The 13,258-nt window shown below is 54.8% G+C and carries 11 protein-coding genes; all 11 read right to left on the reverse strand.

What is annotated here, in order from left to right; genetic code table 11:
• Window positions 1–21: 21 nt before the first annotated feature.
• Window positions 22–1,065 carry a LacI family DNA-binding transcriptional regulator gene (locus PT964_RS00095; RefSeq protein WP_274361268.1) on the reverse strand — a complete coding sequence of 348 codons (1,044 nt, stop codon included), beginning with the start codon at window positions 1,063–1,065 and terminating at the stop codon, window positions 22–24.
• A 24-nt stretch (window positions 1,066–1,089) separates the two neighbouring features.
• On the reverse strand, window positions 1,090–1,989 hold the full coding sequence (locus PT964_RS00100) for a phytanoyl-CoA dioxygenase family protein (protein WP_274361269.1): 900 nt from the start codon (window positions 1,987–1,989) through the stop codon (window positions 1,090–1,092).
• On the reverse strand, window positions 1,979–3,025 hold the full coding sequence (locus PT964_RS00105; protein ID WP_274361624.1) for a Gfo/Idh/MocA family protein: 1,047 nt from the start codon (window positions 3,023–3,025) through the stop codon (window positions 1,979–1,981). Before PT964_RS00105 ends, PT964_RS00100 begins: the two co-directional genes overlap by 11 nt.
• 574 nt (window positions 3,026–3,599) lie before the next feature.
• Window positions 3,600–5,036 (reverse strand): ABC transporter substrate-binding protein, encoded by a 1,437-nt coding sequence (locus PT964_RS00110; RefSeq protein WP_274361270.1) that lies wholly within the window; start codon window positions 5,034–5,036, stop codon window positions 3,600–3,602.
• Window positions 5,037–5,160: 124 nt separating this feature from the next.
• Entirely contained in the window at window positions 5,161–6,162 is a 1,002-nt protein-coding gene (locus PT964_RS00115; protein ID WP_274361271.1) for a carbohydrate ABC transporter permease, read from the reverse strand.
• 6 nt (window positions 6,163–6,168) lie between these two features.
• Complete coding sequence (locus tag PT964_RS00120; RefSeq protein ID WP_274361272.1) at window positions 6,169–7,050, reverse strand: carbohydrate ABC transporter permease; 882 nt, start codon at window positions 7,048–7,050, stop codon at window positions 6,169–6,171.
• Window positions 7,047–9,299, reverse strand: a complete 2,253-nt coding sequence (locus PT964_RS00125; protein WP_274361273.1) for a DUF5696 domain-containing protein — start codon at window positions 9,297–9,299, stop codon at window positions 7,047–7,049. Before PT964_RS00125 ends, PT964_RS00120 begins: the two co-directional genes overlap by 4 nt.
• A gap of 9 nt (window positions 9,300–9,308) precedes the next feature.
• Window positions 9,309–9,923, reverse strand: coding sequence for a YIP1 family protein (locus PT964_RS00130; RefSeq protein WP_274361274.1), 615 nt, complete (start codon window positions 9,921–9,923; stop codon window positions 9,309–9,311).
• Window positions 9,920–11,398, reverse strand: a complete 1,479-nt coding sequence (locus tag PT964_RS00135; protein WP_274361275.1) for a hypothetical protein — start codon at window positions 11,396–11,398, stop codon at window positions 9,920–9,922. Before PT964_RS00135 ends, PT964_RS00130 begins: the two co-directional genes overlap by 4 nt.
• 10 nt (window positions 11,399–11,408) lie before the next feature.
• Window positions 11,409–12,290, reverse strand: a complete 882-nt coding sequence (locus PT964_RS00140) for a carbohydrate ABC transporter permease (protein WP_274361276.1) — start codon at window positions 12,288–12,290, stop codon at window positions 11,409–11,411.
• Between the two features lie 5 nt (window positions 12,291–12,295).
• On the reverse strand, window positions 12,296–13,249 hold the full coding sequence (locus tag PT964_RS00145) for a carbohydrate ABC transporter permease (RefSeq protein ID WP_274361277.1): 954 nt from the start codon (window positions 13,247–13,249) through the stop codon (window positions 12,296–12,298).
• Between the last annotated feature and the right edge of the window lie 9 nt (window positions 13,250–13,258).

Genomic DNA, 13,258 nt, shown 5'->3' on the forward strand with positions numbered 1-13,258 from the left:
GAATGTTTAGTTCATGACAATCTACCGGCTCGTAATCGTTTCTGTATGGAGCCTTTTACCGCATGTTTCTCTGACGATCAGCTCCGAAGAAAATACGAGCTGCTTCGGGATATGTTCGGCTTTCTTTTTTGCAATGTTTTCAAGCAAAAGCTCGACGGCCGCCGCCCCCATCCGGCGAATCGGCTGACGCATCGTCGTTAACCGCGGCTTCAAGAGACTCGCCATCGAAATGTCGTCATAGCCTACCACCGCGATATTCTGAGGAACCTTTCTACCGGAATGGTCCAGCGCCTGGATGGCTCCCATCGCAATCAAGTCGTTGCCGCAAAACACCGCCGTAAACCGCTCGCCCGCTCCGATCAAGCTTTCAATCGCCTCGAAGCCGAATTTAAACCCCGGCTTTCCTCGGCGAATGAGCGCTTCGTCGACCGGCAAACCGTGCAGCGTATGGATGTTGCGGTAGCCAAGCTCCCGTTCGGGGCTGACGAGCGGGCCTCCGAGATAGGCGATGCGTGTGTGGCCGAGCTCGATCAAATGCTTCACCGCATCCATGGCGCCTTTCAAATGATTGCCGCTCACTTGACTGATACCGGCAATTTGCTGGTCGAAGGCGACTACCGGGATGCCCTGATCGACAATGCCGCTAATGTAAGAAAGCGTTTCTTCAGACGCCGAGCGGGAGGAGCTGTAAATAATTCCGTCCACCTTTCGATCGACGAGCGATGCGAGGGACGCCAATTCCTTTTGCTCGCCGTTCTCGTTGATGCTGGAGGTCAAGCATAGAACGAGCGTGTAGCCCTGCTCCCACAGCTCCTCCTCGATCGCCTCGGCAAGCTGGGCGTAGTATTCGTTAGTCAGCTGCGGAACGATCAGACCGACGGTTTGGGATTGCTTCATAATCATCGTTCTGGCGGTGACGTCGGGCTTAAACTTCAGCCGTTCTATCACTTTCTCTACCTTTTGTCTGGTGGAAGACTTGATTTTATCCTTCCCGTTCAGAACGCGGGAGACGGTCGCGATGGAAACGCCCGCTTCCTTGGCTACATCTTTTATCGTGATCTTCATCCGAAACACCCTGCCCAAATGTATTTAATCACTCTTCGTTCCGTGTGCGCGCAGTGCGTTACGGATACTGGTTTCTAACGGCGTGTAATCTCCGTCCTCCCGCTCGAGAAGGATTTTGTCCGTCAAGGGCGCTTGATTGTTGCACATAAATCGCGGAATGCCGGAATGATTCTGGGATGCGGCATGGAATAAGAACGGATGGCCGATAATAACATCCCCCGGCGCACCGGTCGTCTCGACGACTTTGAGCGAATACCCCCGACGGCTGTCCGTGTACGTGTTGTTCATAAAGAAATCGATCCTGCTTACAGACGGTTCCAACGGGACGGCGCCGGTCAGACGGTCGAACCAAGGCTGCTCCTTCGTCATCCGGTTGACGTCCTTGACGGACAAGCCTTCGGGATGATCGGCAAGCACGTTAGCAACGACCTTATGAGAGCCTTCCGCAACGAGCGTCCCTCCTCCGCGCGGTTTAATTTCCGAAAACAGGCACAGAAGCAGCAGACCTTGCTCGTTGCTGTCCACGAATTGAGGGTGGTGAATGCCGTCGACGTGCCATCCTTCGACCGGTACATCCCACGGCCGGTCGGCACCGGAATAAAAGTTGACCGGCCACCAGCCCCAACCGATCGGTTTCTCCCGCAGCGCCCATCTCCCCGCGCCGATCAAATCCTCAACGGCGTCTCTCAGACGATCCGTCTTGCACCTTCGAAATTCGGGCGTATCGTAATTTTCGTTCATACGTACCATCGGCTGCGTCCAGGTTGAGCGGTCTTCTTTGAACACGCCTCTCGACTCCAGCCGCTGCCATACGACGTCTTGCGCGGCAAGCGCATCGCGCTCGGAATAAGCGGATTCCAGCCTGCACCAGCCTAGCTCCATGAATTGTTCAACCTGCTCTTGCGTCAGCACTTTACATCCCATGGCTCTCATTCCCCGCGCTCAAGCTTTCGACCGGCACGCGCGAACGCTCGCGGGCGGAACGGATGCAAGCCTCGAGCGCGCGCATATTGTTCACGGCATCGGCCGAGCCAAATAACGGCTGCCGCCCCTCGAGAACGCTCCTGCCGAAATCGTCGGCTTGAATCATGTAATGGTTTAACGGAGGAAAGCGTTCCTCCCTCGTAGTGCCCCCCGACTTCACGACGACGGCCGTTTCGGCCGGGGGATCATAGTAGAAAGCGGACGGTACATAGATGCTGCCTTTGCTTCCCAATATTGTGATTTCGTTCGTCCCGTCGCACCACATACCGAATTGGAGCGTAGCCCCGACGCCTTTCGGAAATTCCATGAGTCCGCTGTTCATCATGTCGACGCCGTCATGCTCGGAGGAGCGGAACGAGTGGAAGGTAACCGCTTCGGGCTCTTCCCCGAGCAAAAATCGAGCCGCGCTGACCGGATAGCAGCCGTCATCGTAGAACGCTCCCCCGCCGAACTCGGAACGGAACCGGACGTCGTTCTTCCGCATGCTGATGTCGAAGGTGAACGAACCGTGAAAAGCGCGAATTTCGCCGATTTCGCCCGAGCGAATCGTCTCTTTCAAGAATTCGTATCTCGGATGATGGCGGTACATGAACGCCTCGGCCAGATGCACCTGCGCTTTTCGGCATGCGGCCGCCATCTCCTCCGCTTGCGCGGCGTTCAACGACAACGGCTTTTCGCACAGCACATGTTTTCCGGCCTGAGCCGCCTTTACCGTCCATTCGCAGTGAAGATGGTTTGGCAGCGGAATGTAAACCGCATCGATTTCCTCGAGCCCGATCAGTTGCTCGTAGGAAGCGGCCGCAATCGGGATTCCGTGCGCTTGAGCGGCATCGGCCGCTTTCCGCGGATCGCGGCTTGCGATGGCTGCGACGACGCCGGTTTCGGATTGCTGGATCGCCGGTATGACCCAACGCAGCGCGATGTCCGCGCAGCCGAGAATGCCCCAGCGCACTTTGCAGCTCGAAGGCTGCTCCATAGATTCGTTCAAGCCTACAATTCCTCCTTAGCACCAATATTTGTTGCTAACCCTGCCACATTTACGCCGTTTGACCGACTTTGCACCTAAAACTCTCATGTCCATGCGGGCAACTGCCGATGCTGTCGGTATCGCCGGTCACTACTGCTTCCGGTACTGACGCTAATCGCTTTGGCGCTAGCGGAACCGGATGTCCGCTAATTTTGTCGAAACCGGGAAAAAGGGCTCATTAGCGGAACCGGATGTCCGTTAATTCGCTTGAATCGCCGGGAATTGGCGGTTTTCGGGCGATTAGCGGACAACTTGTTCCGTTAATTCGCAGCTTTTAGGGGTACGGCAGTGTTTAGCGGACATTTCGTTCCGTTAACTCCGGCGGCGGAAACCGGTTAACGGGGACGCCCGGCGTTAGCACTAAAAGCTGGTGCAAACGCCCCGTGGGCAGCCGGCCCAGCCGGACTTTGCACCAATATTTGGTACTAACCCTGCTATATCTTCACCGGCGGGACCGACTTTGCACCAATATTCGTTGCTAACCCTGCTCCCCATCCGCCGGCGGACCCAACAGCGGTTGCTTCTACTCAATGCCGATTTGCTGCTTCAAAGCTTGAATGTCGATCGCCAGCACTCTTTCGACCTCATCCTGAATGTTTTGAAGCGCCGTTTTGGAATCGATGTTTTTCTCGATCGCTTCCTGAATGCCCTTATCCCAAATTTCTTGAGCTTTGCCGTCCAGCGGCGTGCTGATCGACTCCGGAATTTTCGTAATAAACTCCTGATACATTTTTCCGGTCATTTGCCCGCCTAAAAACTCGTTCGGCTGCTCGAATTGATCGAGCAATTCGTAAGCCGGCAAATAAGCGGGAGTACCGCCGTACTGAATGTTTTCTTTATTGGCGTAGACGCTGTTTAACAAAATCATCCGTATGAACTCCCACGCCATCTCTTTATTTTTGCTTTGCGTCGTAATGCCCAGCGATGCGCCGCCCCAACCGCCGAACGCTCCGAACGGAAGGTTGGTCGCGTGCCATTTGCCCGCCGTATCCGGCGCTTTGTTATTGATTTCCTCCGCGCCCCAGTTGCCCAGGAATACCATCGCCAGCTTGCCCGAGGCCACCGCCTGCGACCCTTCGTCATCCCAGAAGTTAATGTTGGAAGCAAGCTTCTCTTGTCTGAATCGTTTCGCCAAATCGAGCCCTGTAACAAATTTCTCGTTATTGCGCTGCCATTCCAGCTTCCGGTTGAAGAAGCCGATGCCGAACGTGTATATGCTGAGCGGCTCCGAATCCCACTGAATGACGTATTTGTCCTGCGCCTTCAATGTTTTGGCAAGCCCGATGAAGTTTTCCGTATCGGAAATATATTGCCCGAATTCCGCCGGGTCGGTCGGAAACCCGTTCTCCTCCATAATGTCCGGCCGGTAGAACGTTACGGCGGGAGCGGTATCGGTCGCAATGCTGATCAGCCGCTTGCCGTCGAGCGACATGAAACGCTGCCATACGGCCGGCGGGAAATACTTCTCGTATTTGCCGGCGTCATACGGAGGCTGCAGCAAATCTTCGAACCCTTCGACCGTGTTGTAGTTGCCCATCAATCCGCCGTCAAGAAATGCGATGTCCGGCGCGCCAGAACCCGCGGCAAGAGCGGTTTTGAGCTTTTCCTCGATCGGGTCCACCGTCAGCAGGTTGACTTTGACATTCGGATAGACGGAGTTGAACATGCCGACCCAAGAATCGAGCGGCCACGCCACCCATAGCGTGAGCTCTCCCTTCGTATCGGTCGGAAGCGCCGGCTTGAAGTTGTTCGGGTCGTCGGTGACTACCGGGTTTATGGCAATATCGCCGCTTTCATCGCTCGGTTCGGGTTCGGGTTCGGTCGCATCTTTATTTGTTGTGTCCGAAGATGACGGGTCTTCGCTCGTCGAATCCGAGAGACTGCCGCCGCCGCTGCAGCCCGCCAGCAGTATGGTCAGGACGAAAGTGAGAATGAGTAAAACGGATACCGCTTTTTTCATACACATCCACCTTTTTTAGTTTTTTTCTTCAGTAATGCCTTCGCGAACCCTTGAAACATCAAAACCGCCGCATGTCTTGTGATTTGCTCAAAGTCACCACGCTCCCTTCGGAACGGACCGTTCCTTAATCGCCGGCAATGCCGGTCCGTTCTACGCTTTCTATGAAATAGCGTTGGGCGAAGCCGTACAGAAGCATAAGAGGCAAGATCGTGATAAGTGCCCCCGCCATATTCCGGTTGTAGCTGGTCGGGACGGAGCCGAGCATGTTGGCTCCCATCAGCATCTTGGCCTGCTGTACGCGGAAGGCGCCTTGTACGTCCAGGATCGCAAGCTGCTGCGGCAAGTTATAATGCGACTCGACCATAAAATACAAATTCGGTTCGAAAATGTCGTTCCAGTGCCATACCGTGGAAAACAGAAACACGACCAGAATCGCGGGACCGGATAATGGAAGCATAATTTGGAAGAAGGTTCGATAAGCGCCCGCGCCGTCGATCCTGGCGGCCTCCTCCAATTGGTGCGGCAAGCCGCGGAAAAACTGCATGAAAATCAGAACGAACAAAGCGCCCCTGAGACCTTGACCGAATATACCGGGCACGACAATCGGCCAATACGTGTTGAGCCAGTGCAGGTCGCTGAAAAAAATGAACAGCGGAACGACAATGGTTTGCGGCGGGACCAAAAACGTGAACAAAACGAGCAACAGCAATAGCCTGTGGCCTGGAAAGCGATACCTGGCCAACCCGTAACCGACGATCGAGCAGCTGATGAGCTGCGCGATTACTGCGCCGCCCGTGGCCATGACGCTGTTTCCGAAGCTGTGCCAATACTTCATCTTGTCGAACGCGAAACGGTAATGCTCGAACGACAGCTCCTTCGGAATCCATTGCACGGTAGCATCCGTAATGTCGGGAGCCTGCATGAACGATTGGCTCACAATATATAGAATGGGATATACGAAGACGAACGACAGGCTGCACAGCACGATATAGTGGAACGTAAGCCCGGCGTACTCTCTCGTACGGCGGGACGTTCGGGAATCGGCATAAGCCGCCAGCTTGGAGCTCCACCGTTCCGCAACCGCGTCAAGCTTAGCTTCATGCCGCACTCTAGGTTCCGATTGCATAACGGCTCACCGTCCTTCCCGGGCATACGGGTTATCCATGTTTTTAAACAAAAACATGACCAGCAAAATAATGAGAAAAATGATTGCGAAATATATCCAGCCCAGCGCCGACCCGTAACCGAATTCGTTCTTCTTGAAGGCGATATCGTAAATGTAGGTCATGACGGCGTTGTTCACCTTCGTAAACGAGTTCACGATGCTGAAGAGCACGTTGACCAATATCATCGGCGTAATCATCGGGAACGTTACCTTCCAGAAGCTCTCCCACGGCGTGGCGCCGTCGCACTTGGCCGCTTCGTACAGCTGAGGGGAAATCGACTGCAAGCCCGCCAGGAAAATGAGAATTTGCACTCCCGAGTCCCACATCACAAGCGTTAAGGAATCCATCATCTTCAGCAAGGGCAGCAGCACCTCGCTCGGGACGTACTGGATGAGGATTCGCGCCAAATCGTACTGCACGAAAATCGGCAGCGTCGCGGCCCCTTGATCCAGAAGCTTCTGAAGTACGACCCCGGAGGCAATGATGACCGGCAGAAAGAAAATCGAGCGGAACATCATTCTTCCGCGGAAGGGACGGTTGAGCAGCAGAGCGCTGAACATCGCAAATATAATGATGAGCGGCACGTGGATCACCATGGTCGTGACGGTAGACATCAGCTTCGGAACGAAATCTACGTCCACCGTGAATGCGTCGCGGTAGTACCTGGTGCCGTGGAAGGTAGCCTGCAGCCCTTGTTTGGTGAGCGTCATTTTGTTAAAGGAGTAATACAGCGACCGGCCGAGCGGGACGGCCATAAAGACGAGAAAGCCGATAACCCACAGGAGTACGAAGGAGTAGCCCTCCAGCACATGTTGTGTCCGCATCGATAGCTTTGCGCTCTTCCTCACTCGTCTCCCCCCTTTACGGCGTATCCGTACGCCGGGATCGTTTCGTCTTCGGCGACAGCTTGCGCATCGTTATAGTTCACCAGAACCTGCACGCCGTTGCCGTATGTCGTCCTGTACACCCCTTCGGCCAGCATCTCGTGATCCACGATCGGCTGATCCGCTACCCGACCCAAAATCGTTTCGAATACGGCGTATTCCTCGGCGGAGCTGTCGACCCACTTCGAAAACTCCGAGCTGAATAAATCGTCGACCATCGTCCGCTTGAGCAGCACCGGATCGCGGTACGTCAAGGCGAAGCTCGGCAAGGCGCCGTATTCAAGTGCCTTAAGCATTTCCGTTCTCGGATCGTCCCGCAAATTCGATGGCTTTGCCGTATACGGGATCAAGCCGTGAATTGCGATCTGATAGAACGGAATCGATGCATCCGCATACACATAATGGCTCGATTCGAGCGGTATGCCGTCGATGCGGTCGACATGGCCGAGCGCATATCCGAAGCCGTATTCGACGGCGGCGCGGCCGACCGACTCGCGCATCAAATCCATCGACTTCACCCAAGCCTCCAGCGTATCCTTCCGGTAAGCGCTTATCTTCGATCCGGGATCCGAGTACAGGGTGTTCCCCATATAACCGAGCCGAACGCCGGAAATTCCGAGATCGGCGAACTTCGGCGCTTCCTCCGAGACGAACCGGTCGTACACTCGGCCGGGTTTGAGCAAATAGTACAGCTCATACGATGCCTGCCGCGTCGTAACGTAAGGCTTGTAGACCTCGAGCACCTCTTTGTTCAATCCGCGGATCGTATCCCTCGTTCTGCTCAGCGCGCCGCTTTTCTTGTACGGCTTCACATAATTCGTGCTTACGTAAAGCTGCACGCCTATGGATTTGGCATATTCGCTTAGTTGCCGCAAGTCCTTCGTTCCGCCCAGATGCCGGTCCGCGGGCAGGTGAGCGGGCTGATTTCCGAACGCTCCGCCGTCCGACCAGCCTTCCAGCGTCACTTCGAGCTTGCGGACGCCCTTCCCGATCAAACGGTCGATCATTTCCTTAACTTCCTTGAAGGTGGTCAGCGTCACGAATTTCCGTCCGATAATTTCGGTCTGAAGCACCCCGCCGAAAACATGCAGCTGGTACGTCGGTTCGCGGTCCGCCGCCGGCTTCAGCCCCTTCTCCTCGATGAGGTAGTTTCGGTAAGCGGTCGCCATCCCGACGTAATTCGCATTCGGCTCCTGTAGGAGGACGAAGCGGACGGTCCGGTCTCCCGGAATCATAGCGCTGCTCGTCAGCGGAATTTCTCCCGAGCCGCCCAGAAACACAACGTCGTCATTTCGATATATAAACTCCGCGGAAGCCCGATACAGCTTAATGTTACGCACGCCTGACGGAGTGGCGTTTATTTTCGCGTCCTCCTCCCCGTCATGAAGCACGGCGAGAAACGCTTTGTCCTTTTTGTACAATCCGTATATAGGCAGCGCCGCCGATTCCCGCGGTCCGTAGCTCAGCATCTCCCGCTTATTTTCCGTGACCTTCTGATAGACGTTCTTCTGAAAAGCGTGGTCGCCGCCGTACACGAATTCGCTGTAGATTTCGAAATATTGCGGATGCTTCTCCTTAAAGCCGATCAAAGCGCCCGATCCGTCCGGTATGACGAGCGCGCCTTCGTCCGTCTCCTTCGCCGCCTCGAAGAACGGAAGCGCCTCGATCGATACGAGCTTTTTATTGGCCCCTTCCTTGACCGAATCGAACGGAATCTTCACCTCTAATCCGTCTTTATTTAGCCGATACACTAGCGCGAACGCAATATTGATCCGGGTAAGCTCGATGTCCGCGCGGATCGCCTTCCCGCCGTCGATCAGCTCCGCCTTGAGCGTCCCTTGTTCTTTGAAGGGGTATGTCTGTGTGTTTCCTTTCCCCTCCGTATAACGGACCAATACCGGCGAATGAATAAACCGCTGATTGTTGGGAGGCACCGATTTATCCAGCTCGGGCACGCTGTCCCACGTTTGTCCCGTCGACTTGTCGGTCAAATGCACGCTCCCGTATCGTCCGTCGAACCGGAGGGCAAAGCGGTCATTTTCCAGCTGTAAGCTTTCCGCCGTAAATTGATCGAGCTCCTTAGGAGCCTCCTCTTTCGCGGTTTCCTTGGCTGCTTCCGGTTCGGCGGGCGGCTGGCTGATAATGAGGATAAAGACGGTCGTCAATGCCGCAACGATTGCATACCCTATAACTCTTCCGATATAGGCTTTCATCTTTACCCCCTATAGCCTGAAAGTGATTTCCTTGTAAAGACCGATCACGAACGTAAAAGCTTGGTTGATCAATCCGAACAACAGAAGCCCGATAAACCACATGATGAACATCCCGGCGATGGTGAGGAGCGTGATCCACACGACCTTTCCCGGCTCGAAATCGTGAATGACCTTCACCTTCGCAAACACAAGGAAAGCGACCCATACATAAACTCCCCACGTCAGCATCGTCACGATCATGCTCTCTCTTAAGCTGAGCAGGTTCGTAATGATCGCGATCGGGACGATGCACAGAACATAAGGAACGAACGCAAACGCGCTGCCGGTAAGCACATCGATAAATTTGCCCTCGCCGTCGATAATCGTACTGACTCCCCAATTCGCAATCGACCAGGTAAGCCACGGCACGATAATCCATACCGCTTGCATGATGAACGAGATTTGGTAAGGCTCCCGCGTTTGATAGGAAAAGCCGGTCGCCATCAGCGACACGACCCGGGCGGCCACCGTCAGCACGATAATGATGGCTGCGCTTATAAGCTTGGACTTGCCGGCGAACTGAATATCATAGAAGAAATCCAACGGATGCAGCAGCACGTGCTTTGACTGTCGGAATACGTTCACGTCCCCGCGTCCCCCTTCGCATTCAGTCCGCGCCTTCGGTCCGCCGCCGCACGGCGCCGCTTGGAAAGCCGGAATGCAATGCCTTTATAAACCGCAAACGCCGCCACGATTCCCGCGAAAAACCACTCGAAATGCTCTCTCGCAAATATTTTCCGATACTCCAAGTACGCCTCCGAGTAATCGGCCCTGGCTTTGGCGGCCTCGAAATAAACCATTGCCTCCTCGTAGCGCTCCGCCCGGAACAGCGCTTTCCCGATCGATTTGTAGGCCAGATCGTAGTTGCTGTTCATGCGGATCACTTCTTGCCACGGCACGGACGCCTCCTCGTATTTTCCATCCACGTACAGCTTCACGGCCTCATGCACTTTGTCCGCGAACGGCGTCGTGCGGAAACGGTCGATCCGGTTTCGGGTTTTGTCGACGACGTACATCGTGCCGTCCGACGTTTGCCCGATGGCGGCCGGCGTAACGAACAAGCCGTTCTGATTGCCGAGCCCTCCGAAAACAAACAATAAATTTCCCAGTTGGTCATACTGGAACGCCTTGCCGGTCGTTTGATCCACGGCGGTAATCATTCCGTTGCGGTCCACCGTGACGTCCACGAACGCTTCGTACAGCGTGGTCCACTTCTCGATCGGCATTTGGAGATCCCCGTACCGCCGCGATTCGTTGATGTTCAAAATATCGACTCCGACCGCGCTGAGCCGCTTGATTTGATTGTTCCGGATGCCGAAGGTCGTCGTATAAATAAACCCTTCTTCATCTAAGAACAGGTTGGAAAATTCGGGCGGTCTGACGGCCGCCAGCTGCTCCCGCTGCTCTTTCGTCGCGATATATTTGACCAGCAGCCGCGTCCAGCTGAAATCGACGTGATTGGCGCCGAAAAATCCGGAGAAGCTTCCGTCCGGGCGGAGCTGCACCAAGCCTTGGTGGGCGCCCTCGCTGACAACGAATAAATTGCCGCGTTTATCGAATACGACCTTGGAAGGGGCAAAATTGAACCCGGCCTCAAGCAGCGGCGAATCCGGCTTTTTGAACTCCTTCACGAATCGCCCGGCGCCGTCGAATTGGACGACCCGTTGATTGCCGGTGTCCGCGACGAAGATGCTACCGTCCTCCGTGACGAACACACCCTTCGGCGTTGACAGCTTCCCCGGCCCTTCCTCCGGGGCGACGATCTGCAGCACTTGTTTGTTTGCGTTCATGCGGATGATCCGGTCGTTGCCGGTATCCGCGATGTACAGCGTGTCGTCCTTCGCCACGAACAAATCCTGCGGCTCGCTGAACGGCCCGCTCTCAAGGTCGTAGCCGTCGATCGAATCCTTGTACAAATAACCGTTGATCGATTGCGGCGTGTTTTTCAAGCTGTCGTATATATAACCTTCATATGGGCTGTCCGCGTAGACCGTCGTCGGAAGCAGGCATAGAAGCAGGAGAACGGCCATACCGATCCGGATGTTTTTTTTGTTTCTCACGGCCGGCACCTCATTCCTTGATTCCCGAATGCGCCATCGTTTCCAGCACCATCTTCTGCGTCACCACGAACACGATGATCGTCGGTATGATCATCAGCAGACTTGCAGCACCTAACGTTCCGGCTGTAGCGATCGCGTTCGCCGTTCCGCCGTTGATCGTCGTCAGCGCGTAAGGCAGCGTTTTCATATCTTCGGTCGTCGTATACACCGCAGAAGACCAAGGATCGTTCCAGGCCGCAACGAAGACGAACAGCGCGAGCGTCGACCACGCCGGCTTCAGCAGCGGCATGATGATTTTCCAGAAGATCGTCCAATCCTTCGCGCCGTCCATCTTTCCCGCCTCAAGCAGCGCGTCCGGAATTTGATCCAAAAACTGCTTCATGAGGAACAATCCGACCGGATACGCCAAGTACGGGATGACGAGCGCAAAGTACGTATTCATTAACCCCAGTTTATTGATGACTAAATATTGCGGAATTTGCGTGACCTGGGGAGCGAACATAAGCGCCAGAATAATCATATTGAAAATTCCTTTGCGAAACGGCATATCCAGATGCTTGCTGAGCGGAAACGCTGCCATCGCCGAAATCACGACGCCGCCGACTACGATGCAGAAGGAGACGACAAAGCTGTTGAACGCGTAGCGGGTAAAAGGTACGAACGATGTGCCGGATACGAGAAGCAGGTTTTGGAAATTTTTGAAGGTCGGATTCATGACGAAAAATTTCGGCGGAAACAGAAACAGCTCGGAGATCGGTTTAAAGGCCGTCGACACCATGTACACGAGCGGGGCCAGCATGAACAGCGCCAAGACAGTAAGGAACGAATAAAGCATCAATCCGCCCCAATCGAACCGTTCCCCTTTTACTATTGCGGATGAGACTGCGGCCAACGTGCTCACTCCCTATGACCCAGAATCTTAAAAATGAGGCGGTTGAGTCCGACCATGAGCAGGAACAGCACGACCGCAATCGCGGACGCATACCCCATTTCAAAACGGATGAACGCATAGTCGAACAGGTGCGTCATGATGGTATGGCCGGCATACAGAGGGCTTGGAATGCCGACCAATTGAACGCTGACGTCGAACACCTGCAGCGAGAATACGACCTGCATCACGGCTCCGAACAGAAGCTGCGGTTTCACGGAAGGTATCGTAATATACCACAGCTCTTGCCAACGGTATTTCACCCCGTCGATGGCTCCCGCCTCATACAAATCGCGAGGGACGTTCTGCAAACCGGCCAGGAAAGCGAGGAAGCCGATGCCCATGCTCATCCACAGCGATACGAGAATCAGGACGGGCATGATGGTGTCGATCTCCTGCAGCCACAGCCACGGCTCATGGAGAATGCCCAGCTCGATCAGCCATTTGTTGATCAAGCCGTACCGGTCGCCGGAGAACAAGTACGTCCATACGACCGTCATCGCTACGGCGCTTGTAATAGCCGGGGTATAGAAACAGAACGTATACAGGAAACGGTACTTGTTCGGAATTTGGCTGATGAGCCACGCTAGCAGGAAAGCCATAATGTAGCCGATCGGGCCCGTAACGACGGCGAACTTCAGCGTGTTGCCGATCGCCGTTAGAAATATATCGTCATCGACGAACAACGACCGGTAATTGCCGAGCCCGACCCAACGCGGCGGCTCTAAAATATTGTAGTAGCTGAAGCTTAAGACCATCGACGTCAGGACGGGGATGATCGTAAACAAGGCGAAGAAGAGCAAGAAGGGAGCCAAGAACATATACGATCCGCGGTAAGCGTACATCGCTCTGAGCAGCAGCTTGAGCCTGTTTTCCCTAGCCGGGCGGACAGCAGCAGCTCCTTGAACGGAAGCTTGATTCATCGTCTCTCC

Source organism: Paenibacillus thermotolerans (genome assembly GCF_028745515.1).
GTDB lineage: Bacteria > Bacillota > Bacilli > Paenibacillales > YIM-B00363 > Paenibacillus_AE > Paenibacillus_AE thermotolerans.

What these genes read in the sequence shown, in the direction of transcription:
- PT964_RS00095 (WP_274361268.1), bottom strand. Translation starts at nt 1,065, where the DNA reads ATGAAGATCACGATAAAAGATGTAGCCAAGGAAGCGGGCGTTTCCATC.
- PT964_RS00100 (WP_274361269.1), bottom strand. Translation starts at nt 1,989, where the DNA reads ATGGGATGTAAAGTGCTGACGCAAGAGCAGGTTGAACAATTCATGGAG.
- PT964_RS00105 (WP_274361624.1), bottom strand. Translation starts at nt 3,025, where the DNA reads ATGGAGCAGCCTTCGAGCTGCAAAGTGCGCTGGGGCATTCTCGGCTGC.
- PT964_RS00110 (WP_274361270.1), bottom strand. Translation starts at nt 5,036, where the DNA reads ATGAAAAAAGCGGTATCCGTTTTACTCATTCTCACTTTCGTCCTGACC.
- PT964_RS00115 (WP_274361271.1), bottom strand. Translation starts at nt 6,162, where the DNA reads ATGCAATCGGAACCTAGAGTGCGGCATGAAGCTAAGCTTGACGCGGTT.
- PT964_RS00125 (WP_274361273.1), bottom strand. Translation starts at nt 9,299, where the DNA reads ATGAAAGCCTATATCGGAAGAGTTATAGGGTATGCAATCGTTGCGGCA.
- PT964_RS00145 (WP_274361277.1), bottom strand. Translation starts at nt 13,249, where the DNA reads ATGAATCAAGCTTCCGTTCAAGGAGCTGCTGCTGTCCGCCCGGCTAGG.